The organism is Bordetella saccharivorans (genome assembly GCF_045862855.1).
Classification (GTDB): domain Bacteria; phylum Pseudomonadota; class Gammaproteobacteria; order Burkholderiales; family Burkholderiaceae_B; genus Bordetella_A; species Bordetella_A petrii_F.
In genome coordinates this window covers 781,755-805,361 of record NZ_BAAFZO010000001.1, presented here as the reverse complement: position 1 = coordinate 805,361, position 23,607 = coordinate 781,755, and the positions used below count along the sequence as shown (strand labels likewise).

Below are 23,607 nucleotides of genomic sequence, written 5' to 3'. Positions count from 1 at the left end.
TGCCGTGCAACTTAGCCGGCAGCTTCACCGCTGCCAGATTGTCTGGAGTCATCCATGAAATTCACTGCCACTGCGCGTAGCGTCCAGGGTTCGAGTGCGAGCCGCCGCCTGCGCCGCGCGGGCCGCGTTCCCGCCATTGTCTATGGTGGTACGGCTGCCCCCCTGAACATCGAACTCGACCACAACGAGATCTACCACGCCCTGCGCAAGGAAGAATTCCACGCCTCGATCCTGCAGATGCAGTTCGACGGCAAGGAAGAGCCCGTGCTGCTGCGTGCGGTTCAATGGCACGCCTACAAGCCGCAAGTCCTGCACGTCGACTTCCAGCGCGTCGACGCCAACCAGGCCCTGCACACCAAGGTGCCGCTGCACTTCATCAACGGCGAGACCTCGCCGGCGGTCAAGCTCAGCAACGCCATCATCAGCCACGTGATGACCGAACTGGAAATCACCTGCCTGCCTTCGGCGCTGCCGCAGTTCATCGAAGTCGACCTGGGCAACCTGCTGGGCGGCGCCTCGATCCACCTGGCCGACGTCAAGCTGCCCAAGGGCGTGACCTACGTCGCGCACGGCGGCGACGCCAACCCGGTGCTGGCCTCGGCGCTGGTCAAGGGCGGCGGCGCTGCGTCCGCTGAAGAAGAAGGCGACGCGCCCGCTGGCGAAACCCCCGCCGCCTAAGCCGCGGCGCCGGTCCGCGCCGGACGCCAGAACGGAAACCCTGCGCATGCGAGTTGCATGCGCGGGGTTTTTTATGTTTTAAAGATGCCCATCATGTCTACCGCCATCCGCCTGATCGTCGGCCTGGGCAACCCGGGGCCCGACTACGAAACCACCCGCCACAACGCCGGCTTCTGGCTGGCCGACCACCTGGCCGACGACCTGCGCGCCAGCTTCGCGCTGGAAAAGGGCTTCCACGGCTTGGTGGCCAAGGCACGGCGCGGCGGCGACAGCGTGCTGCTGCTCAAGCCCATCACCTACATGAACCGCTCCGGCCAGGCCGTGGGCGCGCTGGCGCGCTTCTACAAGCTGGCGCCCGAGCAGGTGCTGGTGCTGCACGACGAGCTCGACCTGCTGCCCGGCCAGGTCAAGCTCAAGCAGGGCGGCGGGCATGCCGGGCACAACGGCCTGAAGGATATCCAGGCCGCCCTGGGCAGCCCCGCTTTCTGGCGCCTGCGCATCGGCATCGGCCATCCGCGCACGCTGGGGCTGGCGCAGCAGGTGGCCGACTTCGTGCTGCACCCGCCGCGCCGCGACGAGCAGGGCGCCATCGACGACGTCATCCAGCGTTGCCGCGCCGTGGTGCCGGCCATGCTGGACGGCGATTTCGCGCTGGCCACGCGCCAACTGCACAGCGGCAACGGGGCCTGAGCGGCATGGCTGCGACATCGGCGGCCGCGCCCCGCAAACCGCGCTTCCGCGACGAACTGGCCGATTTCTGGCGTTTCCTGTTCGCCCCCGACCTGCGCCGCCTGCCCGGCCGGCGTTCGTCCAACCAGTTGCGCAACGATTGGCTGCCCGACGTCTCGCCGCGCCGGCTGCTGGGCTGGGCGGCGGTGCTGTGGGGCCTGAATTTCTTCGCCCTGGGGCCGATCGCGGTCACCGCCGCCGGCGCCGGCGGCGCGGTGCATCGCCTGGACCCGTCCGCCATCCCCTGGCTGACCGCGGTGCTGTGGGCGCCGCTGATCGAAGAAATGCTGTTCCGCTACGGCTTGCGGCGCCCCGTGCAGGCCTTGTGGGTCTGCCCCACCATCCTGCCGCCGCTGCTGTGGGGCGTGCACGGCTGGACGCTGGCCTGGGCGGCCGCGGTGGTGCTGCTGGCCTGCCTGCCGCTGCGGCGCGGCAGGGCGGCGCGCACGCGCCCGCGGATGGCCTGGCGCCGCCATTACCGGATGCACTTCGGCCGGGTGTTCCACCTGTCCGGCCTGGCGTTCGCGCTGGTGCACCTGAACAATTTCGTGCTGGCCGATGTCGCGTACTGGATGCTGCCGCTGCTGGTGCTGCCGCAGTGGGCCACCGGCCTGGTGCTGGGCTGGATCCGCGTGCGGCGCGGCATCGGGGCGTCGGTGGCGCTGCACGGCCTGTTCAACGCCGGGCCCATGCTGCTGATCTGGCTGATGGTGGGGCTGCCAAAGTAGGGCGGGGGCGCCCGGCGGGCCGGGCGGCTACAATCCCCGTCTTGATCATCGAGGAATTTCCATGGCTCTGCAATGCGGCATCGTCGGCCTGCCCAACGTGGGCAAATCGACGCTTTTCAACGCCCTGACCCGCGCGGGCATCGCGGCGGAAAACTACCCCTTCTGCACCATCGAGCCGAACGTCGGCGTGGTCGAGGTGCCCGACCCGCGCCTGCAGCAGCTGGCCGACATCGTCTCGCCCGAGCGCATCCTGCCGGCCACGGTGGAATTCGTGGACATCGCCGGCCTGGTGGCCGGCGCCAGCCAGGGCGAAGGGCTGGGCAACCAGTTCCTGTCGCACATCCGCGAGACGGACGCCATCGTCAACGTGGTGCGCTGCTTCGAAGACCCCAACGTGGTGCACGTGGCCGGCAAGGTCGACCCCATCGCCGACATCGAGGTCATCGAGACCGAACTGGCGCTGGCCGACCTGCAGACGGCCGAGAAAGCCCTGCATCGCCATTCCAAGACGGCGCGTTCGGGCGACAAGGAAGCGCAGCGCCTGGTGGCCGCGCTCGAGAAATGCATCGCCGCGCTGAACGAGGCCAAGCCGGTGCGCTCGGTCGACCTCAGCGACGAAGAAGCCGCGCTGGTCAAGCCGCTGTGCTTCATCACGGCCAAGCCGGCCATGTACGTGGGCAACGTCAGCGACGACGGCTTCACCGACAACCCGCTGCTGGACCGCCTGACCGCCTTCGCGGCCTCGCGCAATGCGCCGGTGGTGGCCATCTGCGCCGCCATCGAGTCGGAAATCGTCGACCTGCCCGAAGAAGACCGTCAGGCCTTCCTGGCCGACATGGGCATGGACGAGCCGGGCCTGAACCGCCTGATCCGCGCGGCCTTCAAGCTGCTGGGCCTGCAGACCTACTTCACCGCCGGCGTGAAGGAAGTGCGCGCCTGGACCATCCCCATCGGCGCCACCGCGCCGCAGGCCGCCGGCGTCATCCACACCGACTTCGAGCGCGGCTTCATCCGCGCGCAGACCATCGCCTTCGACGACTTCATCGCCTGCAAGGGCGAGCAGGGCGCCAAGGAAGCCGGCAAGATGCGGGCGGAAGGCAAGGAATACGTCGTGCAGGATGGCGACGTGATGAATTTCCTGTTCAACGTGTGACGTTCAATCGTGGGGGGGCCGCAGTGGGGTCCAACGATGCCCGAGAGTCTACTCACTGACGCCAAGGTCAGGGCGGCCAAACCGACTGATCGAGATTGGAAGCTTTCAGGCGGGGCTTGTTCCTGCTGGTCAACAAGCCCACCGGGGACAAGCTTTGGCGGTGGAAGTACCGCTTGCACGGCAAGGAGAACCTCTCTGCTATTGGCAGCTTTCCCCAAGTAAGCCTTGCGGGGGCTCGCGCGGCTCGAGAGAAGACCCGTGCCTTGGTCAAGCAGGGTATCCATCCTGCTCATGAGTGGCAGCAGATCAAGCAGCGCAACCTGGAAGCGCTGGAGGAACGCAAGCGCGCAAGGGAATGCTCGTTCGCCAAGGTGGTGCAGGGCTTACTTCGCGGAGATCGAGCCTGTCTTTGCGCTCAGTTCCTATCGGACGAAAGAGTCCGCATCAGAAAGTACCTGTTCCCGTGTTATTGCCGAAGGATGGGTGCAGGGAATGGGGTAGTCACTGTGGGATATTGAGGTAATTTTTTTGAATTACCCCATTTTGTGTCGCCGCATCAAGGTTTCTCTGGTCGTTCGTCAATATTATCAGAGACTGATATTATTGTAAGCTAACGTGTCTTCGGGCTCATGCACATGAAACGCTGCATCGTCGGTGTTCGACAGCCGGATCGCTCGTATCCACAGGGCGACGAGATTCCCAGCATCTGGTTCCCGTCTTTGGCTTCGCTGGCAGCCGTGCTGTCGGATGACAACCGCCGTCTGCTGCACCTGATCCATAACAAGCAGCCTAAGTCTTTGACGGAGCTGGCTGAACTCAGCGGCCGCAAGGTGCCAAATCTGTCTCGCACTCTGAAGACGATGGCCGATTACGGGCTGGTTTCACTGCAACGCAATGTTCGCGATGTTCAGCCGACTGCGTTAGCAACCGAATTTCTGGTTGTGTTGGATTGAGTGTCATGGACGAAGAGGATGACGTCGTTACACGGCTACAAGATCGCGCGTCGAGCACTGAACGACAGGCAGGAACAATGGGGCAAGGCAGCATGGAAGGAACTACATCCTATGAATAAGCAGACGCTCAGCGAACGCGACATCTGCACCAAGTTCATCACGCCAGCGCTAGAAAAGGCAGGATGGGACGTTCTGACCCAAGTGCGCGAAGAGTTCCTGCTGACTAAGGGGCGCATCATCGTGCGCGGCAAACTGCACACACGTGGTCAGCATAAGCGCGCCGACTATGTGCTGTTCCACAAGCCCAACCTGCCCATTGCCGTCATCGAAGCTAAAGACAACAAGCATGCCATCGGCTCGGGCATGCAACAGGCCCTCGGCTATGCAGAAATGCTGCAAGTGCCTTTCGTGTTCAGCAGCAATGGAGATGGCTTCCTGTTCCACAACAAGATCGCCAAGGATGGTGTTATCGAGCGCGAACTGAGCCTGGGCGAGTTCCCCAGTGCCGATACGCTGTGGCAATGGTGGGCAGAGCATCAGGACCTGAGCACGCAGCAACAGGCCTTGGTAGCCCAGGACTACTACAGCGACGGCAGCAACAAGACGCCTCGCTACTACCAATTGCTTGCCATCAACAAGACCATTGAGGCGATTGCCAAAGATCAGAAGCGCATTCTGCTGGTGATGGCCACGGGCACAGGCAAGACCTATACCGCCTTCCAGATCATCTGGCGGTTGTGGAAGTCGCGTGCCAAGAAACGCATCCTTTTCCTGGCGGACCGCAACATCCTGGTCGATCAGACCATGACCAACGACTTCAAGCCGTTCGGTGCGGCGATGACCAAGATCCAGAGGAGGCAGGCCAACAAGTCGTATGAGATCTACCTGTCGCTTTATCAGGCCGTCACCGGTAACGAAGAAGAACGGAACATCTATAAGCAGTTCAGCCCGGAATTCTTCGATCTGATCGTGATCGACGAATGCCACCGGGGCAGCGCTGCCGAAGATTCGGCTTGGCGTGAGATCCTGACGTATTTCCATGCCGCCGCCCAGATCGGCCTGACCGCTACGCCCAAGGAAACCAAGGACGTTTCCAACATCGACTACTTCGGCGAGCCCATCTACACCTACTCGCTACGCCAGGGCATCGACGATGGCTTTCTCGCGCCCTACAAGGTGGTGCGTATCGACCTGGATAGAGACCTGACCGGTTGGCGTCCCGACAAGGGCATGCTTGACAAGCATGGCAACGAGATCGAAGACCGTATCTACAACCAGCGTGATTTTGACAAGACGCTGGTGCTGGAGCAGCGCACGCAAGTCGTGGCACGTAAGATCAGCGAATACCTGAAGGCTAGCAACCGCTTCGACAAGACCATCGTATTTTGCGACAACATCGACCATGCCGAACGCATGCGCCAGGCGCTGGTTAACGAAAACGCCGACCTGGTGGCGCAGAATCATCGCTATGTCGTACGCATCACCGGCGACAATGAAGAAGGCAAGATGGAGCTGGATAACTTCATCTTCCCGGAAAGCAAATACCCCGTCATCGCGACCACTTCCAAGCTGATGACCACGGGCGTCGATGCCCAGACCTGCAAGCTCATCGTGCTGGATCAGCGCATCCAGTCCATGACCGAATTCAAGCAGATCATCGGTCGCGGAACGCGCATCAACGAAGACTTCGACAAGTACTGGTTCACCATTCTCGATTTCAAGAAAGCGACCGAGCTTTTTGCTGACCCAGCTTTCGACGGCGACCCAGTGCAAATTTATGAGCCAGGCCCCGACGAGCCATCGCTTCCTCCAGATGGAGAGGCCGGAGAGGGGTTGTCGCCTGACGATGGCTTCACCTATCCCATGCCGGATGACAACCCCTTGTCTCCCGGTGGCATAGCGGAACCGCTGCCAGGCGAGGAAGGTAGCAGCGTACGCCGTTATATTGTCGCTAATGTTGAGGTCAAGGTGGCGGCCGAACGGGTGCAGTACTTTGATGCCAACGGCAAACTGATCACCGAGTCCCTGAAGGACTACACCCGCAACACACTGGCCAAGGAGTTTGCCTCGCTCGACGATTTCCTGCGCCATTGGAGCAAGGCCGAGAAGAAACAGGCCATCATCGACGAGTTGGCCCATCAAGGCATCTTCTTCGAGGCCTTGGCCGACGAGGTGGACAAGCAATCCGGCAAGGATTTCGATCCCTTCGATCTGCTGTGCCACGTGGCCTGGGATCAACCCCCACTCACGCGCAAGGAGCGGGCCGAGCAGGTCAAGAAGCGCCATTACTTCGCCAAGTACGGCGAGCAGGCGCAGAAGGTGCTCGAAGCCCTGCTCGACAAGTATGCCGACGAAGGCGTGGCCGCTATCGAGGAAACGCAAATCCTCGCCATCGCCCCCTTCAATCGCCTGGGCACACCGATCGAACTGGTGCGTGCCTTTGGTGGAAAAACCCAATACCAACAGGCCGTCAACGAGCTCGAGCGAGAGCTCTACAGTGCCTGATCAGAACTAGATCCAGGAAGTATTCATGTCACTTGCAACTCTCATCAAAGCCATCCAGGACATCATGCGCAAGGATGTCGGCGTCGATGGCGACGCCCAGCGCATCAGCCAGATCTGCTGGCTATTGTTTCTGAAGATCTTTGACGATAAGGAAGATGAATGGGATCTCGGGCTCAATTATCGCTCCCCGCTGCAAAGCCGTTTTCGTTGGCGCAACTGGGCTAAGGACCCGGAAGGCATGACAGGTGAAGAGCTGATCGACTTCGTGAACAACGATCTTTTTCCTTCCTTGAAACAGCTTGCCACCAAGGCGGGTGTCTCCGCGCAGGGCCGAGTGATCGGCTCGGTGTTCGAGGATGCCTACAACTACATGAAGTCGGGCACGTTGTTGCGCCAGGTGATCAACACCATCGAAGAAGATGTTGATTTTAACAAGTCCAGCGACCGTCACCTGTTCAATGATATCTACGAGAAGATCCTTGCCGACTTGCAGTCGGCTGGTAATGCGGGTGAATACTACACCCCGCGTGCGGTCACGCAGTTCATGGTCGATATCCTCGACCCGAAACTTGGCGAGAGCATTCTCGACCCGGCCTGCGGCACGGCTGGCTTCCTGATTTGCGCTGTTGAGCATTTGAAGAAGCAAGAAGCAACCACTGACGACCGCAAGTTTTTGGCTGAACACATTCGTGGCGTTGAAAAGAAGCCCCTACCGCACATGCTGGCCATGACCAACATGATGCTGCATGACATCGACGTTCCCAAAATCAAACACGGAAACACGCTGGCACGCCCCCTTCAGGACTACAGCCCAAGTGAACGGGTAGACATCATCATCACCAACCCACCGTTCGGTGGCATGGAAGAGGATGGCATCGAAAAGAATTTTCTCGCTAAATATCGAACTCGCGAGACCGCTGATTTGTTCATGGCGCTGATCATGCACCTTCTCAAGCACGACACGGGCCGTGCAGCCGTAGTGCTGCCAGATGGTTTCCTATTCGGCGAGGGGGTGAAGACAACGCTCAAGCGTGAACTGCTGGAAGAGTTCAACCTGCATACCATTGTGCGCCTGCCCAAAGGCGTGTTCGCCCCCTATACCAGCATCGCCACCAACATCCTGTTTTTCGAGAAGGGCGACCCCACCAAGGACGTATGGTTCTTCGAGCATCCCTACCCGGAAGGCTACAAGAACTATTCCCGTTCCAAGCCATTGACCATTGAGGAATTCGATCGCGAGAAGACCTGGTGGGGCGGCCCACAACGCAAGGGACGCAAGACCACTGAGCATGCCTGGAAGGTCTCTGCCAAGGAGCTTGCCGCCCGCAACTACAACCTGGACTGCAAGAACCCGCACCAGGTTGCCGTTGAATTCGGTGATCCGGACGAATTGATGGCCGAATACCAGGACATCACCCGCCAGTTGCAGGCCGCCCAACAGGCTCTGAAAGCCGAGCTGCTGGCCGCACTCAAGACCACCAGTGGGGGAGCGGAATGAGCGACAAGCCCGTCTCCCTCGTTCCAGCTCCGAAAGGCTACGCCAACTGGTTGGGCGAGCTGAAGAACCGCATCCATAGTGCCCAGCAGCGGGCCGCACTGGCCGCCAACCGTGAGTTGGTGCAGCTCTACTGGCAGATTGGCCGTGACATCCTGCAGTGGCAGACAGAGCAAGGCTGGGGGGCCAAGGTCATCGAGCGGCTGGCGCACGATCTCAGGACGGCCTTTCCCGAGATGAAGGGTTTTTCCCGCGCCAACCTCATGTATATGCGCTCCTTCGCCGACGCCTGGCCGGACGCGGCAATTGTCCAACAGGCTGTTGGACAATTGCCCTGGGGCCACAACCTGGTGTTACTGACCAGATTGAAGCAGCCAGAACAACGCCTGGCCTATGCTCAGCGCGCCGTGGAACACGGCTGGTCACGCGCCACACTGGAAGTCCATATCGAATCCCGCCTGCTCGAGCGGGAAGGCCAGGCGGTCACCAACTTCGCCGACCGTCTCCCTGCGTCGGGGACCGATCTGGCCCGGCAAGTCCTCAAAGATCCCTACCTGTTCGACTTCCTGAATGTTGGCCAGGAAGCGAACGAGCGGGAAATCGAGATGGCACTGGTCAAGCACATCACCCAGTTCTTGTTGGAACTGGGTGCGGGCTTTGCCTTTGTCGGCCGCCAGGTTCATCTGGAAGTGGGCGGTGACGACTTCTACATTGATCTGTTGTTCTATCACCTGAAGCTGCGCTGTTACGTGGTTATCGAGCTGAAAGCCGAGAAGTTCAAACCGGAACACCTCGGCCAGTTGAGCTTCTACCTCACCGCTGTGGATATGCAGGTCAAGGTCGAACAGGACAACCCAACCATCGGCCTGTTGCTGTGCAAGAGCAAGAACACTGTGGTGGCCGAATACGCATTGCGCGACAAGACCCAGCCCATCGGCGTGGCGGAATACCAGTTGATCGAATCCCTGCCTGAAGAACTACAAACCAGCCTGCCCAGCATCGAACAGATCGAGCGTGAACTGGGGGGCGAGCATGAATAAGTACAACGTCGAACTGCTGGAAAAGCACTTCGACACCGCTTTCGCTGCACCCGACGGCATCAAGAAACTGCGTGAGCTTATTCTGACACTGGCCATGCAGGGCAAGCTAGTGCCGCAAGACCCGAACGATCAGTCTGCCAGTGAGCTGCTGCAAGAGATCGAAGCCGAGAAACAGCGGTTGGTGAAGGAAGGCAAGATAAAAAAGCTCCAATTCTTGCCGCCGATGATGGAAGAAGAGAGGCCTTATTCGCTGCCTCAGGGGTGGGAGTGGGTGCGACTCGGAGCTGTAGTTGAAATCCTTGATCACCTTCGAAAGCCTGTAACCAAAAAGGACCGTCAGCCAGGCCCATATCCCTACTATGGTGCATCGGGCATTGTTGACTATGTCTCAGAATATATATTTGATGAGCCTCTTGTTCTTGTGGGTGAAGATGGGGCCAAATGGGGAAGTGGTGATAAAACCGCATTTTCCATATCTGGGAAAACGTGGGTAAACAATCATGCTCATGTAATTAAACCAAATAGATCGGCGCTGATAGATAGTTTCTTGGTGTATCGCTTGGTGGGTATGGACTTGCGCCAATACATCACTGGCATGACTGTTCCAAAGCTGAATCAGGCTAGATTGATATCGATATCCATTCCACTAGCCCCCCTTGCAGAACAACACCGCATCGTCGCCAAAGTGGACGAACTGATGGCACATTGCGATGAGCTGGAAAAGCTGCGTACCGCGCAACAGAGCGCACGACTAACTGTTCATGCCGCAGCCATCAAGCAACTGCTGAACATTGCCGCACTCAAACAGCACCAGAGGGCCCAGGCCTTTCTCGCCGAACACTTCGGCGAGCTCTACACCGTCAAGGAAAACGTCGCCGAATTGCGCAAAGCCATCCTGCAATTGGCGGTGATGGGCAAACTCGTCCCTCGGAACCCAGACGACCAACCCGCGAGCGAGTTGCTGAAAGAGATCGAAACCGAGAAGCAGCGGCTGGTGAAGGAAGGCAAGCTCAAAGTACCCAAGCCCTTGCCACCGGTAACGGAAGAGGAAAAGCCCTATCTGTTGCCGCAGGGCTGGATATGGGTAAGGTTTGATGAAGTTGTGGACATTGGTAGCGGAGTAACAAAGGGTAGAAACTTGGTTGGCAGAGAAATCGCCAACATTCCTTATCTGCGGGTTGCTAACGTACAGCGCAGCTACCTCGACTTGTCTGCTGTCAAAGAGATAGACGTTCCGAGGGAAGAATTAGGAAAATATTCCCTGGTCACGGGTGATTTGCTGATTACTGAGGGAGGGGACTGGGACAAAGTGGGGCGTACTTGTATTTGGCGAGGCGAAATTTCTGTTTGTGTGCATCAGAACCATGTTTTCCGTGCAAGGCGCTATATCACATCCCAATCTGAGGCTTGGCTTGAGAAATATTTGAACTCTGGACCTGCACGTGCGTACTTCGCTACTGCATCGAAGCAGACGACAAATCTTGCATCCATTAACAAGGCTCAGCTTCAAAGATGCCCGATCCCCTTGCCACCAGTTTCTGAGCAAGGCCGAATCGTTGCAAAAATCGACGAACTAATGATCTTGTGCGAATCTCTGGATCAACAGATCGATACTGCAACCAGCAAGCAGGCCGAATTACTGAATGCTCTGATTGATGCGCAATCGCAAAGCAATACAGCGGTACAGTTACAACCTGCACCGCTTCCACCAGCCCAAGTTATTGATCTGGCTGCCTACCGCGCCAGCATCGGCTGCTATGCGCTCAGTAAACTCGCCAATGCCCAATACTTCGGCCGAACTGCTGCCGCCAAGGTGATGTACCTGGCGCAAGTGCATGTAGGTCTGGAGCTGAATCTGAAGCCCGAACGTAAAGCTGCCGGGCCACTGGATCCTTGGATTTATGACTTCGAGAGGCAAGGCCAAGGCAAGAGCTGGTTCGAAGTTAATGAAAAGACTTTGGCCAACGGTAGGAAAAAGACGGAATACCGCTGCTTGTCGGCATTGTCGGGGCCTGCGGCGACAGCCGAGGCCCTGATGACGCCCGGCCAGAAGACTGAATTTAACCGTCTGATCTACGCCCTGGCAGATAAGAAGACCGAACAAGTCGAGATCATCGCCACCCTTTTTGCGGTCTGGAACGATTTTCTGATCGACGGTGCTCAACCAACGGATGCGCAGATCATTTCTGATGTTCGCGAGAACTGGCATGAATGCAAAGCACGCTTCACCCCTGCCGAACTCGGTCGGTGGCTTGATTGGTTACGCAGAGAGAACATCATTCCTCAAGGATTGCCACCGAGGACCGTACAACAATCAAAATTAAGTCTCGATTAACGACAATTTTTGAATCGCATCGAGGGCGGGTAAAGATTCATATCATGCATGCCATTGTGAGCATTCACTGATGGCCTCGTGACAGGGAAAATGGAGCAATGACGTGACGCTGAATCTCTCGAAAGCAGTAGTGGGCTACCTACAGGCTCGGCCTGAGAAAAAGTTTACTGCTAGGCAGATCGCCGAATGGGTGTTCGCTACTTTTCCTGAGGAATGCCAAGAGAAGCGGGCGAATAGCCGGGGCGATTATCTCCAGTCGGACGCAGATCTGGTACAGCAGCTTGTTGCGGAATCAGCTCGCAGCGGCCCCGCATGCAGACGAAGCATCCAGCGCTGAAAACCACCGAAGGGGGGCGCGTAAGTACTACTACTCGGAGAAGTCGGACAGTGCCGAAGCGGCTGCCGCCGAGAGCGAGAGTTCTGTAAAAGCAGATGCCGGCACTTCAATAGCTGAGCATGCATTGTACCCGCTGCTTTCACATTATCTCCGAAAAGAGTTCGGGGTTTTTCCAAAACGCATTGATGAAGCGCTCATCGAACAAGCGCAGGCCGAATTGAAACCGATGGTTGTACCCGGACATGGTCGGCATGGAGGACCTAGGTGCAGACTGGCACCGGGAGGTCCGAGATTGCGTGGAACAGTATTCCGACAAGCGAACAAAGCTCTGGTCGTTCGAGGTCAAGTTACTGGTCAACCGCTCGAATGTGCCCGAGTGTTTTTTCCAAGCGGTATCGAATTCGTCGTGGGGAAATTTTGGGTACTTGGTTGCAGCAGAAATCAGTGGGCAGGACACACTGAAAGAGTTGCAAATGCTCTTTGCTGCCCATGGCATTGGCTTCATCAAGCTGGATGCGGATAACCCTGTTGACAGCCAAGTACTGAGCCCCGCGCGTGAATGTGACGAAATTGATTGGAACATGGCCAATCGATTGCCCACGACAATCGGGATTTTCTCAACTACGTCAAGCTGGTCAAGCAGTTTTATCAAACTGGAGAAGCACGGCCAAAGGATTGGGATGCGCCGGAAGAAGAATACTCGAGCCGGTAATGAGATGACCACATGATCAACCCACAATACATGGACCTGCAAAGCGAAAGTTGATCTCTACTACTCGTCCCCCATGCTTCTTGGGATGCGATTGCAAGCTATGAAGAAAATTTGCATTCCGATCATTCTGGTTGTTTACGCTCCTTTGCCGATCGATCAACGTCTGATCCCCGCCCCCACCGCGCGGCGCAGCCCCTTGCTGCGCCGCCCGTCTCCCCGCTCCCCTCAATACCGCAGTCCCGCGTCCCGCCCGGCCGCGGCGGCCTGGGCGAGCGCGCGGGTGATGATGCTGGTGGACACGTTGGCGAAGTAGCGCGCGCCCAGGGCGCCGTATTTCTGTTCGTCCTCGGGTGTCAGCGCGATGATGCCGGGGCATTTGCCGGCCTGGGCGATGGCGCGCAGGCCCTGTTCGATGGCCTGCTGTACCGGGGCCGCGTTCCAGTCGCTGCCGTGGCCCATGGCGTGCGCCAGGTCGTTGGGGCCGATGAAGACCGCGTCCACCCCGTCCACTTGCGCGATGTCCGCCGCCGCCGCGATGCCGCGCGGCGATTCGATCATGGCGATCAGGCAGATGCCGTCGTTGCTGCGCTGGGTGTGGCCGGTGCCGCCGAAGGCGCCGTAGCCGGCCGCGCGCGTGCTGAAGGCGCTGCCGCGCTGGCCCAGCGGCGGATAGCGGACCAGGCCGGCCAGGCGGCGCGCCTGGTCGGCGCTTTCCACCATCGGTATCTGCACGGCGCTGGCGCCCATGTCGAGGATGCGCGGCAGGTCGTGCTCGAAGCAGCGCACCACCGGCACGATTCCGGCCGCGCGCGCGGCGCGCAGCATGTGCTCGGTGGTGCCCAGGCCGGCGCTGCCATGCTCGTTGTCCAGGATGATGAAGTCGAAGCCGGCGTAGGCGCACATCTCGACGATGGCCGGGCTGGGCAGGCCGTTGAACAGGCCCCGCACCGGTTTGCCGCCGCGCAGCATGGCCGGCAGGCGGCCGTCCAGGGGAAAGCGGGAGTCGCTCATTCAGGTCTCCAATAAACAGTGGCGAAGGTCAGTCGGCCTGGATGCCGGCGTCTTCGATCACCTTGCGCCACTTTTCGATTTCGCTGCGCTGGAACTGCGCGAATTCGGCGGGGCCGCGGCCGTCCGGCGCGACGCCCAGCGTCAGCAGCTTGTCGCGCACTTCCGGCGTCTGGACGATGGCGGCGATTTCGCGCGCCAGGCGTTCGACAATGGGCGCCGGGGTGCCGGCCGGCACGAAGATGCCCTGCCAGGACTGCATCTCGAAGCCCGGCAGGCCCAGCTCGGCCAGCGGGCGGGCCTGTGGCAGGTCGGCCAGCGGCTTGGCCGAGGTAACGCCCAGCACCTTGACGCGCTTGGCGTCGATCATGGGACGGGCGGCGGCGACGGTGTCGAACACCATGTCGATCTGGCCGCCGATCAGGTCCACCATCGACTGCGAACCGCCTTTGTACGCGATCTGCCGCAGGCGCGTGTGCGAGATGGACTGGAACAGCTGGCCGGAGAGGTGCTGCGAGGTGCCGGCGCCGGCGGTGCCGTAGGTGAGTTCGTCGGGGCGGGCGCGGGCGGCGTCGATGACTTGCTGGACGCTGTCGAACGGGCTGTCGGCGCGCACTACCAGCGCGTTGCTGACCATGCCCACCAGCGCGACGGGCGTGAAGTCCTTGACCGGGTCGTAGCCCAGCGACTTGATGAAGAACGGGTTGACCGCGTGGGTGGTGATGGTGCCGCCCGCGATGGTATAGCCGTCCGGCTTGGCGCGCGCGGCCAGTTGCGTGCCGACGATGCCGGACACGCCCGGCTTGTTTTCGATGATGACGGACTGGCCCAGCCGGGCGCTGAGTTGCTCGGCCAGCAGGCGGGCCACGCCGTCGCTGACACCGCCCGGCGAGAACGGCACGATGTACTGGATGTTCTTGGCCGGCCAGGCCTGGGCATCCTGGGCCGCGGCGGGGGCAGAGAACCCGAGGGCCGCCACGGCGGCCAGGGTGCCTAGGAAAAAGCTGCGCATTGATGTGTCTCCTATGGATGAATGGCAGGCGGGATGCGGGCCCCGCCTTGGATGTCTGGGGTTGGTCGCTGGCTTGGATCCGGTTCAATGCGCCGGCCTGACGGTGGCGCGCTCGACCAGGTCGCAGGGCACGACGATGTCGCGCGGGCGCAGTTCGGCCTGCATCTGTTCGCGCAGCAGTGTCACGGTGGCATCGACCATGGGCTCGACGCGCTGGCGCACCGTGGTGAGGCGGTAGGCGCCCCAGGCGGCCTGCGGCACGTCGTCGAAGCCGACCACCGCCACGTCCTGCGGCACGCGCGCGCCGAGTTCCTGGCGCAGCACGTCCAGCGCCGCGATGGCCATGTGGTCGTTGGCGGCGAACAGGGCATCCGGCGCGTCGCCGCTGAACAGGCGGCGCACCGCCGCCTGCGCCTGGTCGAAGTCGTAGTGCCCGACTTCGCGCCGGTGCAGTTCGTGGCCGGCCTCGCGCAATGCCGCGCGGTAGCCGCGTTCGCGCTCGATGCTGGTGGAGGAGTCCTCCAGCCCCGCCAGGTAGGCGAAGCGGCGGTAGCCGCGTTCGACCAGCAGGCGGGCCGCCAGCTGGCCGCCGGCGTAGTTGTCGGAGGTGACCGAACTGCTTGAGTGGCGCGCCAGGCCGCCCAGGATGGATACACGGTTGAACTGCACCACCGGCACGCCCACCGCGGCGCAACTGCGCGCCACGTTGGAGGACAGCATGGCGGAGGCCATGACGATGCCGTCCACCTGGTATTGCAGGATTTCCGCCAGCACGCCGTCGGCCGCCTCGTCGACTTCGGCGATGAACATCAGCACGTGATAGCCCTCTTTCTGCAGCTTCTGCGACAACTGCTCGATCACCAGCGGGTAGAACTGGTTTTCCAGGTAGCTCATCACCAGCGCGACGATGCGGCTGCGCCGCGTGATCAGGCTGCGGGCCAGCGCATTGGGGCGGTAACCGAGTTTCTGCGCGGCGGCCAGCACCTTGCGCCGCGTGGCTTCGGACACGCTGGCGCCGGGCGTGAAGGTGCGGCTGACGGCCGATTGCGAGACTTGCGCCAGGTCCGCCACGTCCTGCGCGCGCGGTGCGGTCTTCATGCGGCTGTCCATCCTCCGTCCAGCATCAGCGCGCTGCCGGTCACCAGGCTGGAGGCCGGGCCGGCCAGGAACACGATGGCGCCCATCACTTCGTCCAGCCGCCCGACCCGGCCCAGGGCATTGCGCGCGCAGACCCAGTCGCGAAAACCCGGCTCGGCCAGCATCGGCTCGGTCATGGGGGTTTCGATGAAGGTGGGGCACACGGTGTTGACACGGATGCCGGACGGGCCCAGTTCCCACGCCAGCGCGCGGGTCATGCCTTCGAGCGCGTGCTTGCTGGCGCAATACAGGGCGCGCCGCGGGCTGCCGACGTGCCCCATTTGCGAGGACACGTTGATCATCGAGCCCGGCAGGCCGGCCTGCAGCAAGCGGCGCGCCACTGCGCGACTGGTGTAGAAGGCCGCCTTGACGTTCAGGTCGAGCACCGCGTCGATGTCGTCGTCGGACTGGTCCACCAGCAATTTGGGGCGGTTCAGGCCGGCGTTGTTCACCAGGATGTCGAACGGCGCCGCGCCGCCGACGAAGGCGTCCACGGCGGCGGCGTCGGTGACGTCCAGCACGGCGTAGGCGCAGTCCATGCCTTCGGCCCGCATGGCCGCGCACACTTGCTCCAGTTCCGGCCGGCGGCGCGCCGCCACCGTGACGTGGGCGCCGGCCCGGCCCAGCGCGGCGGCCGCGGCCAGTCCGATGCCGCCGCTGCCGCCGGTGACCAGGGCGCGGCGCCCGTCGAGCCGGAAATCGGGCCCCTGGGGCAAGGCGATCATGCCTGCGCCTCGACCGGCTGGTACCAGGGCAGGTCGGGCCGGCCGCCATAGCGGCGCACGCGGATATTGGCCTGTTCGCCATGGCCCGCGAAGTTCTCCATGTGGCACAGGCGCGAGCAGTATTCGCCCATGGCGGCGCTGGCGGCATCGGTCAGGACGCGCTGGTAGGTGCAGGTCTTGAGGAACTTGCCGACCCACAGCCCGCCGGTGTAGCGGGCATTGCGGTTGGTGGGCAGCGTATGGTTGGTGCCGATCACCTTGTCGCCGAAGCTGACGTTGGTGCGCGGCCCCAGGAACAGCGCCCCGTAGTTGGTCATGTTGGCCAGGAAGTAGTCCGGGTCGCGCGTCATGACCTGCACGTGTTCGAAAGCCAGTTCGTCGGCCACTTGCAGCATTTCCTCGCGGCTGTCGCACACGATGACCTCGCCGCAGTCGGCCCAGCTCTGCGCGGCGATGGCGGCGGTCGGCAGGATCGCCAGTTGGCGCTCCACTTCGGCCAGCGTGTCGCGCGCCAGTTGTTCGCTGTCGGTCAGCAGCACCGCGGGCGAGGTCGGCCCGTGCTCGGCCTGGCCCAGCAGGTCGACCGCGCACAGTTCGCCATCGACGCTGTCGTCGGCGATCACCAGTGTTTCGGTGGGGCCGGCGAACAAATCGATGCCGACCCGGCCGTACAGCTGGCGCTTGGCTTCGGCCACGAACATGTTGCCCGGGCCCACCAGCATGTCGACCGGCGCCACGCTGGGGGTGCCGACCGCCATGGCGACCACCGCCTGCACGCCGCCCAGCACCAGGATCTCGTCAGCCCCGGCCATGTCCATGGCGGTCACGATGGCGGGATGCGGCTTGCCCTGGTAGGGCGGCGCGGTCGACACGACTCGCTTGACGCCTGCCACCTTGGCCGTCAGCACGCTCATGTGGGCCGAGGCCAGCAGCGGATACTTGCCGCCGGGGATATAGCAGCCCACCGCGTTGACGGGCACGTGCTTGTGGCCCAGCACCACGCCCGGGTAGGTTTCCACCTCGACCTCGCGCAGGGAGTCGCGCTGGATCTGCGCGAAGTTGCGCACCTGCGCCTGGGCGAAGGCGATGTCTTCGATCTCGCGGGCCGACAGTTGCTTGCGGGCCGCTTCGATCTCGGCGCGCGACAGGCGGAAGTCGGCCGGGTCCCAATTGTCGAACCGGCGGCTGTAGTCGCGCACGGCTTCGTCGCCGCGGGTTTCGATGTCGCGGATGATGGCCTCGACGGTCGCGCGCACCTTGGCGTCATCGTCGGTCTTTACGGCGGCGGTGCGGCCGCGCTTCAGGTAACGGATCATGGTTTGTTGGCTATGTAGGCATGGGGTCGATGAATCGGCGCCCACTTTCAGGGCCTTGCATACGTATGCAAATAGGGAGAAACCCTAGTCTGCGGCGTGGCGCGCCGGCGGCGCGTCAGGACCGGTTGGCGGCGTCCTGGGTAATCAGCGGGGTGGGTCGCAGCCGCAGGAACAAGCGCTGGCCGGGAGAAATGACGATTTCCAGCGTTTCGCGCGTGCCGTCCCGGTGGTAGCGCACATCGTCGACGCTGAGGCTGCTCATGGGGTGGCTCCTGGTGTGCGGCCGCTACCCGCGCCGTCGTCGTCGACGATCCATGCCGTCGGGTCGCGCGGCGCTTCGAAGCCGGCCAGGTAGGCGTCGAGCCGCGCGTCGTCGATCGCGAAGGCGGCGTTGGCGTCGCGGCGCTGGTTGCGTTGCGCCAGGCGGCGCCGCAGTTCCTCGCGCGGCACGCGGAAATAGACGAGCTGGCAGCGATGCTGGTGGCGCTCGATCAGCGCGCGGTAGTCGGCGCGGTCGCTGGCTTTCCAGAAACTGAAGTCCAGCACGGCGCAGGCGCCGCCGGCCAGCAGGCGTTCCAGGCGCGCGCGCAGGCGCTGCTGCGCCGCGGCGCCCAGGCGGGGGTAGTCGGCGGCGGGATAGTCGATATCGTAGGCGCCATGCGTGGCCCAGATTTCCTCGTCGATCGACAGGCGTTCGCAGCCGTGGGCGGCCAGGGCCTGCGCGAAGGTGGTCTTGCCCGCGCCCGCCACGCCGCACATCATGAAGACGATCCGGCCGGTCGGGGCGATGAGCCGCAGCGCCTGGTCGAGGGCCTGCTGGCGGGTCATCACGTGGCGCATGGCGGCGGGCAGGCGCGACCGGGCAGCGTCTCGGCCAGGTAGTCGAGCACCGCCCGCACCGACGGCAACTGGCCGCGCCGGTGCGGCACCAGCAACGTGGTGGTGGCGCCGCCGGCGTCCCACGCGGGCAGCAGGCGCACCAGGCGGCCCGTCGCGATGGCGGGGCCGCACAGGCCGTGCGGCAGGTTGGCGATGGCCAGCCCGGCCAGCGCGGCCTGCACCATGGCATGCGGGTCGTCGGCGTAGAGCCGCGCGGCGGGATGCGCGGTGAACGGCGCCGCGCCGTCCTGGTGCAGGCGCCAGCCCGCTTCCGCCGCCAGCGGGTCGATGAAGATGCCGTCGTGCGCCGCCAGGTCGGCGGGCTGGCGCGGATGGCCGCGCTCCGCCAGGTACTGCGGCGCGGCCACCAGGTAGTTCGGCGCGTAGCCCAGGCGCCGCTGCACCAGTTCCGAGTCGGGCAGGGGGCGCCGGTGCGCGCGTATCGCGATGTCGACGCCTTCCTGGACCAGGTCGACATAGCGGTGGGTCGCCGTGAGGGCGATGCGGATTTTGGGATAGCGCCTGGCGAGCCCGTGCAGGATGTCGGCCAGCCCCATCTGCACGGTGGCCGGCGAGGCGCTGATGCGCACCAGCCCGCGCGGCTCGGCCAGCCGGCTGGTGACGGCCTCCTGGGCGGCCTGGGCTTCCAGCAGCGCGGCCGCGGCGTGGCGGTGGAAGGCCTGCCCGGCTTCGGTCAGGGCGAGGCGCCGCGTGGTGCGCTGGATCAGCCGCGCGCCCAGGTCTTGCTCCAGCACCGCGATGCGCTTGCTGAGACTCGACTTCGGCAGGCCGAGCGCGCGCGCGGCGGCGGAAAAGCCGCCGTGGTCGACGACCTGGACGAAGTAGTAGAGATCGTTGAGCTTCATGGCGCAGGATTGTTCATGTGAGTGGACAGTGCGTCGATTGGTGCCGGTCTGGTCACGGATTGATGTTCCAGGGAGGATAAGACCCGGCCATCCGGCACGCAAGCAGACAGGAAAGGAGCAAGGCAATGCCAACGACACGCGCGGACCTCGACGCGGCGCGCGCGCTCATGCGGGATTTCGAACACGCATGGCACGCGCGCGACTTCGAACGCTGGGGCGAACTGTTTACCGCCGATGCGGATTTCATTACCTGGCGGGGCGTGTGGTGGAAGACGCGCGCCGAGAACGTGGCCGGGCACCGCGCCGCGCCGGCCGCCGTCGCCGCGCAGATGCCGAACTACCGGCTGCGGCTGGAGGAGCTGGACTGCCTGTCCGGCGAAGTGGCGCTGGCGCACGCCACTTGGCGATGGGCTGGCTTTGCCGAAGCAGGGCAGGCGCCCGAGGACCGGCGCGGCCTGCTGACGCTGGTGCTGGTCCGGGCTGCCGGCGGTTGGCGTATCCGTGCGTTGCACAACACGCGGATCACGCGTGATCGCTATCCATAAATCGAATGCCGTGCATTCAGATATTTAACTTGTGAATGCATCGCCGGTTCGTTATCTTGGCCGCATAGGAGATCGGACCATGATTGAACGCCTGTTCACCAATGCCGTCGCGGCCGGCGGCGAACCCCTGCATATTGCCGTGGCCGAGGGCCGCATCGTCGCCATCGGGCCGGACCTGCCGGCGGCGGATGGCGCCGAGGTCGTGGACCTGGACGGGCAACTGGTGCTGCCCGGCTTCGTCGACGGCCACATCCACCTGGACAAGAGTTTCGTGGGCGACCGCTGGCACCCGCACCAGCCTGCCGGCAGCCTGCGCGAGCGCCTGGCGATCGAGAAGCAGGCGCTGGCCGGCGCGCGTCCCATCGCCGAACGCGCCGACGCGCTGATCCGCCAGGCGGCCGCCTTCGGCACGGTCGCCATGCGCAGCCATGTCGATGTCGACGCCACCACCGGGCTGGCGAACCTGCATGCGGTCATGCAGGCGCGCGAGCGGTGGCGCGGCATCGTCGACATCGAGCTGGTGGCGTTCCCGCAAGCCGGGGTCATGTCCTGTCCGGGCACCGCCGCGATCCTCGAAGCGGCGGTGCGCGACGGTGCGGAGGTGGTCGGCGGCATCGACCCCACCACGCTGGACGGCGACGCCGACGGGCAACTGGATGTGGTGTTCGGCATTGCCGAGCGGCACGGCGTGAAGATCGACATCCATTTGCACGAGCCGGGCGAGCAGGGCGCGGCGCAGCTGCGTCGCATCGCCGCGCGCACGCGCGCGGCCGGGCTGGGCGGCCGGGTGGCGGTCAGCCATGCGTACAGCCTGGGCGACGTGGCGCCGGACGCGCTGGATGGCGTGGCGGCGGCGCTGGCCGACGCGGGCGTGGCCATCATGACCAACGCGCCCGGCAGCCGGGCTTTCCCGCCGGTGCTGCGGCTGCGCGAGGCGGGCGTCAATGTGTTCGCCGGCAATGACAATATCCAGGACGCCTGGTGGCCGTACGGCTCGGGCGACATGCTCCAGCGCGCCATGCTGATCGGCTACCGTTCGGGGTTTTATACCGACGCGGCCCTGCGGTTCGCGCTGCACATGGCGACCGAGGCGGGCGCCGCCGTGCTGGGCCGGCCGGGCCATGGGCTGCAAGTCGGCCACGCGGCGACTTTCGTCGCGCTGCGCGCGCCCAATGCGGCGGCGGCGGTGGCCGCCGCGCCGGCCGGCCGCATGGTGGTGCACAACGGCCAGCCCTGGGAGGGCGGGCCGGCCGGGGCATGACGGCGAGGACGGCTCAGCCTTCGCGGTCGATCATGCGCAGCAGCGCGTCGGCCAGTTCCTTGACCAGGGCGTCGGCCGCCGGCCGGTATAGCAGGCCGATCTCGAAGCCGTCGATGGCGGGTAGCCCGTGCTTTTTCTTCAGGACGGCGTGGTCCCGGGTGACCGCGCGCAGCGGCAGCAGGCTGATGCCCATGCCATTGGCGACCGCGCCCTGGATGCCGCCCAGGCTGGAGCTGGTGAAGCTGATGCGCCAGCGGCGCCCCAGCGCTTCGAGCGCCTGGATCATGTCGTCGCGGTACAGCCCGCGGACCGGGAACGTGACGAGCGGCACCGGGTCCTGTTGGAAGGCGGGATGCGCGGCGCTGTCGACCCATACCATTTGCTCGGGCCGGCAGGCGACGGCGGCGCGGCTGTGGCGGCGCTGCTTCACCAGCACCAGGTCCAGTTCGCCATGGTCGTAGCCGCTGGCCAGGTCGCGGCTGAGGCCGCTGGTGACTTCCAGCTTGGCTTGCGGGTGGCGCCGGCTGAAGGCCGACAGCGCCCGGGTGGTCTTGTCGGTGGCGAAGTCTTCCGGCAGGCCGAGCCGGATGGTCACCGCCACCGTCGCGCCCGCCAACGCCTCGGCCAGTTGCTCATTGGTGGCCAGCATCTGGCGCGCATGGCGCAGCAGCAAGTGGCCGGCCTCGGTCGGGCGCACCTCGCGGTTGCCGCGGTCCAGCAGCGCATGGCCGGCCAACTGTTCCAGCCGGCGCACTTTCTGGCTGACGGTGGATTGAGTGGAGTGCAGCCGCGTGGCGGCGGTGGTGAAGCTGCCGCAATCGGCCACCGCGACGATGGCCTTGAGCAGGTCCAGCTCGAAGAGCACGTTATTCGGTTTCAAACTGGCCGCCATTCATGTATTCGGTTTCTGAATGGCCGATTTTTATCATGGCCCGCCCCGGCGGGCAACGCCGCGCGTGGGTCGTTCCGTCGCGCCGGCACTGTGGAGAGCGAGCATGTTGTTCAAGTATTTTTCTTTTTGCCTGGCCGTCGCGACCACCGCGCTGGCGTGCGCCGCTGCCGGCGCCGCCGGCGATTCGCCGGAGAGCCGTTTGCGGCAGGCGGCGGCCTCGGGCGATGCGGCGCAGGTCCGCGCGCTGCTGGCGCAGGGCGCCGACATCGAGGCGCGCGATGCGCGCGGCCGCACGCCGCTGCTGATCGCCACGCATCACGGCCACGCGGCCGCCGCGCGGGCGCTGATCGAAGCCGGCGCCGACGTGAACGCCAAGGATGCCATCCAGGACAGTCCGTACCTGTACGCGGGCGCCCGCGGACTCGACGAGATCCTGGCGCTGACGCTGGCGCATGGCGCCGATCTCGAGAGCGTGAACCGCTACGGCGGGACGGCGCTCATTCCGGCCGCCGAGCGCGGCCATGTGGCGACCGTGCGCACACTGATCGAGGTCGGTGTCGCGGTCGACCACGTCAACAACCTGGGCTGGACGGCCCTGCTGGAGGCCATCATCCTGGGCGACGGCGGCCCGCGCCACGCGCGCATCGTGCAGTTGCTGGTCGATGCCGGCGCGGACCCGGGCCTGGCCGACGGCCAGGGGGTGACGCCACTGGCGCACGCGCGCCAGCGCGGCTACGCGGATATCGGGCAGATTCTGCTGCGGGCGGGCGCGCGGCCGTAGCGCGAGCGCCGCGCCGCAATGGCATTTTCCAGCCATCGATTGGCATTCCAGCGCGAGCCGGCGCAAGGCTGGCGGCGTAAGCTGTCGCCAAGTTGTCCGACCGCGATGCCGCCATGCTCGATACCGATCAATTCATCATCCACGATATCTCGCGTTTTCCGCTCTGCGTGTTCCGCAACGACGCGGCGGCGCCCGGCTACGCCGCCCAATGGGCGACGGAGATGGCCGCCCTGATCGCGCACGCGGCGCCGTTCGTCGTGGCGTTCGCCGGCACGCCCGACGGCGAGGCGCACGAAGACCGCCGTGATCGCGCCATGTGGCTCAAGCAGAACAAGGCGGCCCTGGCGCAGGTGTGCCGGGCCCTGGTCACGGTGGATGCGGATCCGGCGCGCCGCGCCGAAGCGATCGAGCAGGGCCGCATGGCCACCAAGGCGTTCGGCATCGCCCACGAGGCGGTGGCCACGCTGGACGATGCCGCCGCGCTGGCGCGCCGCCTGGCGCAGGCGCCGAACTAGGGCCT

General features: G+C 63.9%; 23 protein-coding genes and 1 pseudogene. 15 read left to right on the top strand and 9 right to left on the bottom strand.

The features are described from left to right. Positions 1-54 precede the first annotated feature (54 nt). The 11 genes and pseudogenes from ACKTT0_RS03870 (at position 55) to ACKTT0_RS03820 (ending at position 12,665) form a co-directional block, all read left to right on the top strand. On the top strand, positions 55-678 hold the full coding sequence (locus ACKTT0_RS03870; RefSeq protein ID WP_407848274.1) for a 50S ribosomal protein L25/general stress protein Ctc: 624 nt from the start codon (positions 55-57) through the stop codon (positions 676-678). 93 nt (positions 679-771) lie between these two features. Next, a complete protein-coding gene (gene pth, locus ACKTT0_RS03865; RefSeq protein ID WP_407848272.1) occupies positions 772-1,368 on the top strand; it encodes an aminoacyl-tRNA hydrolase in 597 nt (198 codons plus the stop codon). After that, positions 1,365-2,135: a CPBP family glutamic-type intramembrane protease gene (locus ACKTT0_RS03860; protein WP_407852379.1), complete on the top strand. Its 771-nt coding sequence runs from the start codon at positions 1,365-1,367 to the stop codon at positions 2,133-2,135. The genes pth and ACKTT0_RS03860 overlap by 4 nt, the downstream gene beginning before the upstream one ends. 61 nt (positions 2,136-2,196) lie before the next feature. Further along, the gene (gene ychF / locus ACKTT0_RS03855; protein WP_407848270.1) at positions 2,197-3,288 is read left to right on the top strand and encodes a redox-regulated ATPase YchF; all 1,092 of its coding nucleotides are present in this window, start codon (positions 2,197-2,199) and stop codon (positions 3,286-3,288) included. A 116-nt stretch (positions 3,289-3,404) separates the two neighbouring features. Continuing rightward, positions 3,405-3,806 carry an integrase arm-type DNA-binding domain-containing protein gene (locus tag ACKTT0_RS03850; protein ID WP_407848268.1) on the top strand — a complete coding sequence of 134 codons (402 nt, stop codon included), beginning with the start codon at positions 3,405-3,407 and terminating at the stop codon, positions 3,804-3,806. A gap of 117 nt (positions 3,807-3,923) precedes the next feature. Beyond that, positions 3,924-4,241: an HVO_A0114 family putative DNA-binding protein gene (locus ACKTT0_RS03845; RefSeq protein ID WP_407848266.1), complete on the top strand. Its 318-nt coding sequence runs from the start codon at positions 3,924-3,926 to the stop codon at positions 4,239-4,241. Between the two features lie 111 nt (positions 4,242-4,352). Next, complete coding sequence (hsdR, locus tag ACKTT0_RS03840; protein ID WP_407848265.1) at positions 4,353-6,746, top strand: EcoAI/FtnUII family type I restriction enzme subunit R; 2,394 nt, start codon at positions 4,353-4,355, stop codon at positions 6,744-6,746. Between the two features lie 25 nt (positions 6,747-6,771). After that, the gene (locus tag ACKTT0_RS03835) at positions 6,772-8,244 is read left to right on the top strand and encodes a type I restriction-modification system subunit M (RefSeq protein ID WP_407848264.1); all 1,473 of its coding nucleotides are present in this window, start codon (positions 6,772-6,774) and stop codon (positions 8,242-8,244) included. Beyond that, positions 8,241-9,281: a PDDEXK nuclease domain-containing protein gene (locus tag ACKTT0_RS03830; protein ID WP_407848263.1), complete on the top strand. Its 1,041-nt coding sequence runs from the start codon at positions 8,241-8,243 to the stop codon at positions 9,279-9,281. Before ACKTT0_RS03835 ends, ACKTT0_RS03830 begins: the two co-directional genes overlap by 4 nt. Further along, the gene (locus ACKTT0_RS03825; protein WP_407848261.1) at positions 9,274-11,616 is read left to right on the top strand and encodes a restriction endonuclease subunit S; all 2,343 of its coding nucleotides are present in this window, start codon (positions 9,274-9,276) and stop codon (positions 11,614-11,616) included. Before ACKTT0_RS03830 ends, ACKTT0_RS03825 begins: the two co-directional genes overlap by 8 nt. A gap of 103 nt (positions 11,617-11,719) precedes the next feature. Further along, positions 11,720-12,665 (top strand): annotated as a pseudogene (locus ACKTT0_RS03820) (COG2958 family protein). A 225-nt stretch (positions 12,666-12,890) separates the two neighbouring features. Here the strand turns inward: ACKTT0_RS03820 and ACKTT0_RS03815 are convergent. The 8 genes from ACKTT0_RS03815 to ACKTT0_RS03780 form a co-directional block, all read right to left on the bottom strand. Next, a complete protein-coding gene (locus ACKTT0_RS03815) occupies positions 12,891-13,676 on the bottom strand; it encodes an HpcH/HpaI aldolase family protein (RefSeq protein WP_407848259.1) in 786 nt (261 codons plus the stop codon). A gap of 28 nt (positions 13,677-13,704) precedes the next feature. Next, positions 13,705-14,685 (bottom strand): Bug family tripartite tricarboxylate transporter substrate binding protein, encoded by a 981-nt coding sequence (locus ACKTT0_RS03810; RefSeq protein WP_407848257.1) that lies wholly within the window; start codon positions 14,683-14,685, stop codon positions 13,705-13,707. Between the two features lie 84 nt (positions 14,686-14,769). Beyond that, the gene (locus ACKTT0_RS03805) at positions 14,770-15,783 is read right to left on the bottom strand and encodes a LacI family DNA-binding transcriptional regulator (protein WP_407848256.1); all 1,014 of its coding nucleotides are present in this window, start codon (positions 15,781-15,783) and stop codon (positions 14,770-14,772) included. Beyond that, entirely contained in the window at positions 15,780-16,547 is a 768-nt protein-coding gene (locus ACKTT0_RS03800) for an SDR family NAD(P)-dependent oxidoreductase (RefSeq protein ID WP_407848255.1), read from the bottom strand. Before ACKTT0_RS03800 ends, ACKTT0_RS03805 begins: the two co-directional genes overlap by 4 nt. Continuing rightward, positions 16,544-17,863, bottom strand: coding sequence for a histidinol dehydrogenase (gene hisD / locus ACKTT0_RS03795; RefSeq protein ID WP_407848253.1), 1,320 nt, complete (start codon positions 17,861-17,863; stop codon positions 16,544-16,546). The genes ACKTT0_RS03800 and hisD overlap by 4 nt, the downstream gene beginning before the upstream one ends. A gap of 115 nt (positions 17,864-17,978) precedes the next feature. Further along, positions 17,979-18,125, bottom strand: a complete 147-nt coding sequence (locus ACKTT0_RS03790; protein WP_407848251.1) for a hypothetical protein — start codon at positions 18,123-18,125, stop codon at positions 17,979-17,981. Further along, the gene (locus ACKTT0_RS03785) at positions 18,122-18,691 is read right to left on the bottom strand and encodes a P-loop nucleotide/nucleoside kinase family protein (RefSeq protein ID WP_407848249.1); all 570 of its coding nucleotides are present in this window, start codon (positions 18,689-18,691) and stop codon (positions 18,122-18,124) included. The genes ACKTT0_RS03790 and ACKTT0_RS03785 overlap by 4 nt, the downstream gene beginning before the upstream one ends. Continuing rightward, positions 18,691-19,608, bottom strand: coding sequence for a LysR substrate-binding domain-containing protein (locus tag ACKTT0_RS03780; RefSeq protein WP_407848248.1), 918 nt, complete (start codon positions 19,606-19,608; stop codon positions 18,691-18,693). The genes ACKTT0_RS03785 and ACKTT0_RS03780 overlap by 1 nt, the downstream gene beginning before the upstream one ends. Positions 19,609-19,733: 125 nt before the next feature. Here ACKTT0_RS03780 and ACKTT0_RS03775 point away from each other — a divergent pair, with 125 nt between their 5' ends. Then, positions 19,734-20,153, top strand: a complete 420-nt coding sequence (locus ACKTT0_RS03775) for a YybH family protein (RefSeq protein WP_407848246.1) — start codon at positions 19,734-19,736, stop codon at positions 20,151-20,153. A gap of 79 nt (positions 20,154-20,232) precedes the next feature. Continuing rightward, positions 20,233-21,414, top strand: a complete 1,182-nt coding sequence (locus tag ACKTT0_RS03770; RefSeq protein ID WP_407848245.1) for an amidohydrolase family protein — start codon at positions 20,233-20,235, stop codon at positions 21,412-21,414. Between the two features lie 13 nt (positions 21,415-21,427). Here ACKTT0_RS03770 and ACKTT0_RS03765 read toward each other — a convergent pair whose 3' ends face one another. Beyond that, positions 21,428-22,306, bottom strand: coding sequence for a LysR family transcriptional regulator (locus ACKTT0_RS03765; protein WP_407848243.1), 879 nt, complete (start codon positions 22,304-22,306; stop codon positions 21,428-21,430). A 103-nt stretch (positions 22,307-22,409) separates the two neighbouring features. Between ACKTT0_RS03765 and ACKTT0_RS03760 the strand changes: the two genes are divergently transcribed. Together ACKTT0_RS03760 and ACKTT0_RS03755 are read left to right on the top strand one after the other, a co-directional pair. Next, positions 22,410-23,087 carry an ankyrin repeat domain-containing protein gene (locus tag ACKTT0_RS03760; protein ID WP_407848241.1) on the top strand — a complete coding sequence of 226 codons (678 nt, stop codon included), beginning with the start codon at positions 22,410-22,412 and terminating at the stop codon, positions 23,085-23,087. A gap of 92 nt (positions 23,088-23,179) precedes the next feature. Beyond that, positions 23,180-23,602, top strand: coding sequence for a hypothetical protein (locus tag ACKTT0_RS03755; protein WP_407848239.1), 423 nt, complete (start codon positions 23,180-23,182; stop codon positions 23,600-23,602). The last annotated feature ends 5 nt before the right edge of the window (positions 23,603-23,607 follow it).

Excerpts from the sequence above, each read along its gene's own strand:
- ACKTT0_RS03830 (WP_407848263.1), top strand. The coding sequence starts at position 8,241 with ATGAGCGACAAGCCCGTCTCCCTCGTTCCAGCTCCGAAAGGCTACGCC.
- hsdR (WP_407848265.1), top strand. The coding sequence starts at position 4,353 with ATGAATAAGCAGACGCTCAGCGAACGCGACATCTGCACCAAGTTCATC.
- ACKTT0_RS03825 (WP_407848261.1), top strand. The coding sequence starts at position 9,274 with ATGAATAAGTACAACGTCGAACTGCTGGAAAAGCACTTCGACACCGCT.
- ACKTT0_RS03790 (WP_407848251.1), bottom strand. The coding sequence starts at position 18,125 with ATGAGCAGCCTCAGCGTCGACGATGTGCGCTACCACCGGGACGGCACG.
- ACKTT0_RS03805 (WP_407848256.1), bottom strand. The coding sequence starts at position 15,783 with ATGAAGACCGCACCGCGCGCGCAGGACGTGGCGGACCTGGCGCAAGTC.
- ACKTT0_RS03870 (WP_407848274.1), top strand. The coding sequence starts at position 55 with ATGAAATTCACTGCCACTGCGCGTAGCGTCCAGGGTTCGAGTGCGAGC.
- ACKTT0_RS03810 (WP_407848257.1), bottom strand. The coding sequence starts at position 14,685 with ATGCGCAGCTTTTTCCTAGGCACCCTGGCCGCCGTGGCGGCCCTCGGG.
- ychF (WP_407848270.1), top strand. The coding sequence starts at position 2,197 with ATGGCTCTGCAATGCGGCATCGTCGGCCTGCCCAACGTGGGCAAATCG.
- ACKTT0_RS03835 (WP_407848264.1), top strand. The coding sequence starts at position 6,772 with ATGTCACTTGCAACTCTCATCAAAGCCATCCAGGACATCATGCGCAAG.
- ACKTT0_RS03770 (WP_407848245.1), top strand. The coding sequence starts at position 20,233 with ATGATTGAACGCCTGTTCACCAATGCCGTCGCGGCCGGCGGCGAACCC.
- ACKTT0_RS03785 (WP_407848249.1), bottom strand. The coding sequence starts at position 18,691 with ATGACCCGCCAGCAGGCCCTCGACCAGGCGCTGCGGCTCATCGCCCCG.
- ACKTT0_RS03800 (WP_407848255.1), bottom strand. The coding sequence starts at position 16,547 with ATGATCGCCTTGCCCCAGGGGCCCGATTTCCGGCTCGACGGGCGCCGC.
- hisD (WP_407848253.1), bottom strand. The coding sequence starts at position 17,863 with ATGATCCGTTACCTGAAGCGCGGCCGCACCGCCGCCGTAAAGACCGAC.
- ACKTT0_RS03780 (WP_407848248.1), bottom strand. The coding sequence starts at position 19,608 with ATGAAGCTCAACGATCTCTACTACTTCGTCCAGGTCGTCGACCACGGC.
- ACKTT0_RS03815 (WP_407848259.1), bottom strand. The coding sequence starts at position 13,676 with ATGAGCGACTCCCGCTTTCCCCTGGACGGCCGCCTGCCGGCCATGCTG.
- ACKTT0_RS03775 (WP_407848246.1), top strand. The coding sequence starts at position 19,734 with ATGCCAACGACACGCGCGGACCTCGACGCGGCGCGCGCGCTCATGCGG.
- ACKTT0_RS03760 (WP_407848241.1), top strand. The coding sequence starts at position 22,410 with ATGTTGTTCAAGTATTTTTCTTTTTGCCTGGCCGTCGCGACCACCGCG.
- ACKTT0_RS03845 (WP_407848266.1), top strand. The coding sequence starts at position 3,924 with ATGAAACGCTGCATCGTCGGTGTTCGACAGCCGGATCGCTCGTATCCA.
- pth (WP_407848272.1), top strand. The coding sequence starts at position 772 with ATGTCTACCGCCATCCGCCTGATCGTCGGCCTGGGCAACCCGGGGCCC.
- ACKTT0_RS03765 (WP_407848243.1), bottom strand. The coding sequence starts at position 22,306 with ATGGCGGCCAGTTTGAAACCGAATAACGTGCTCTTCGAGCTGGACCTG.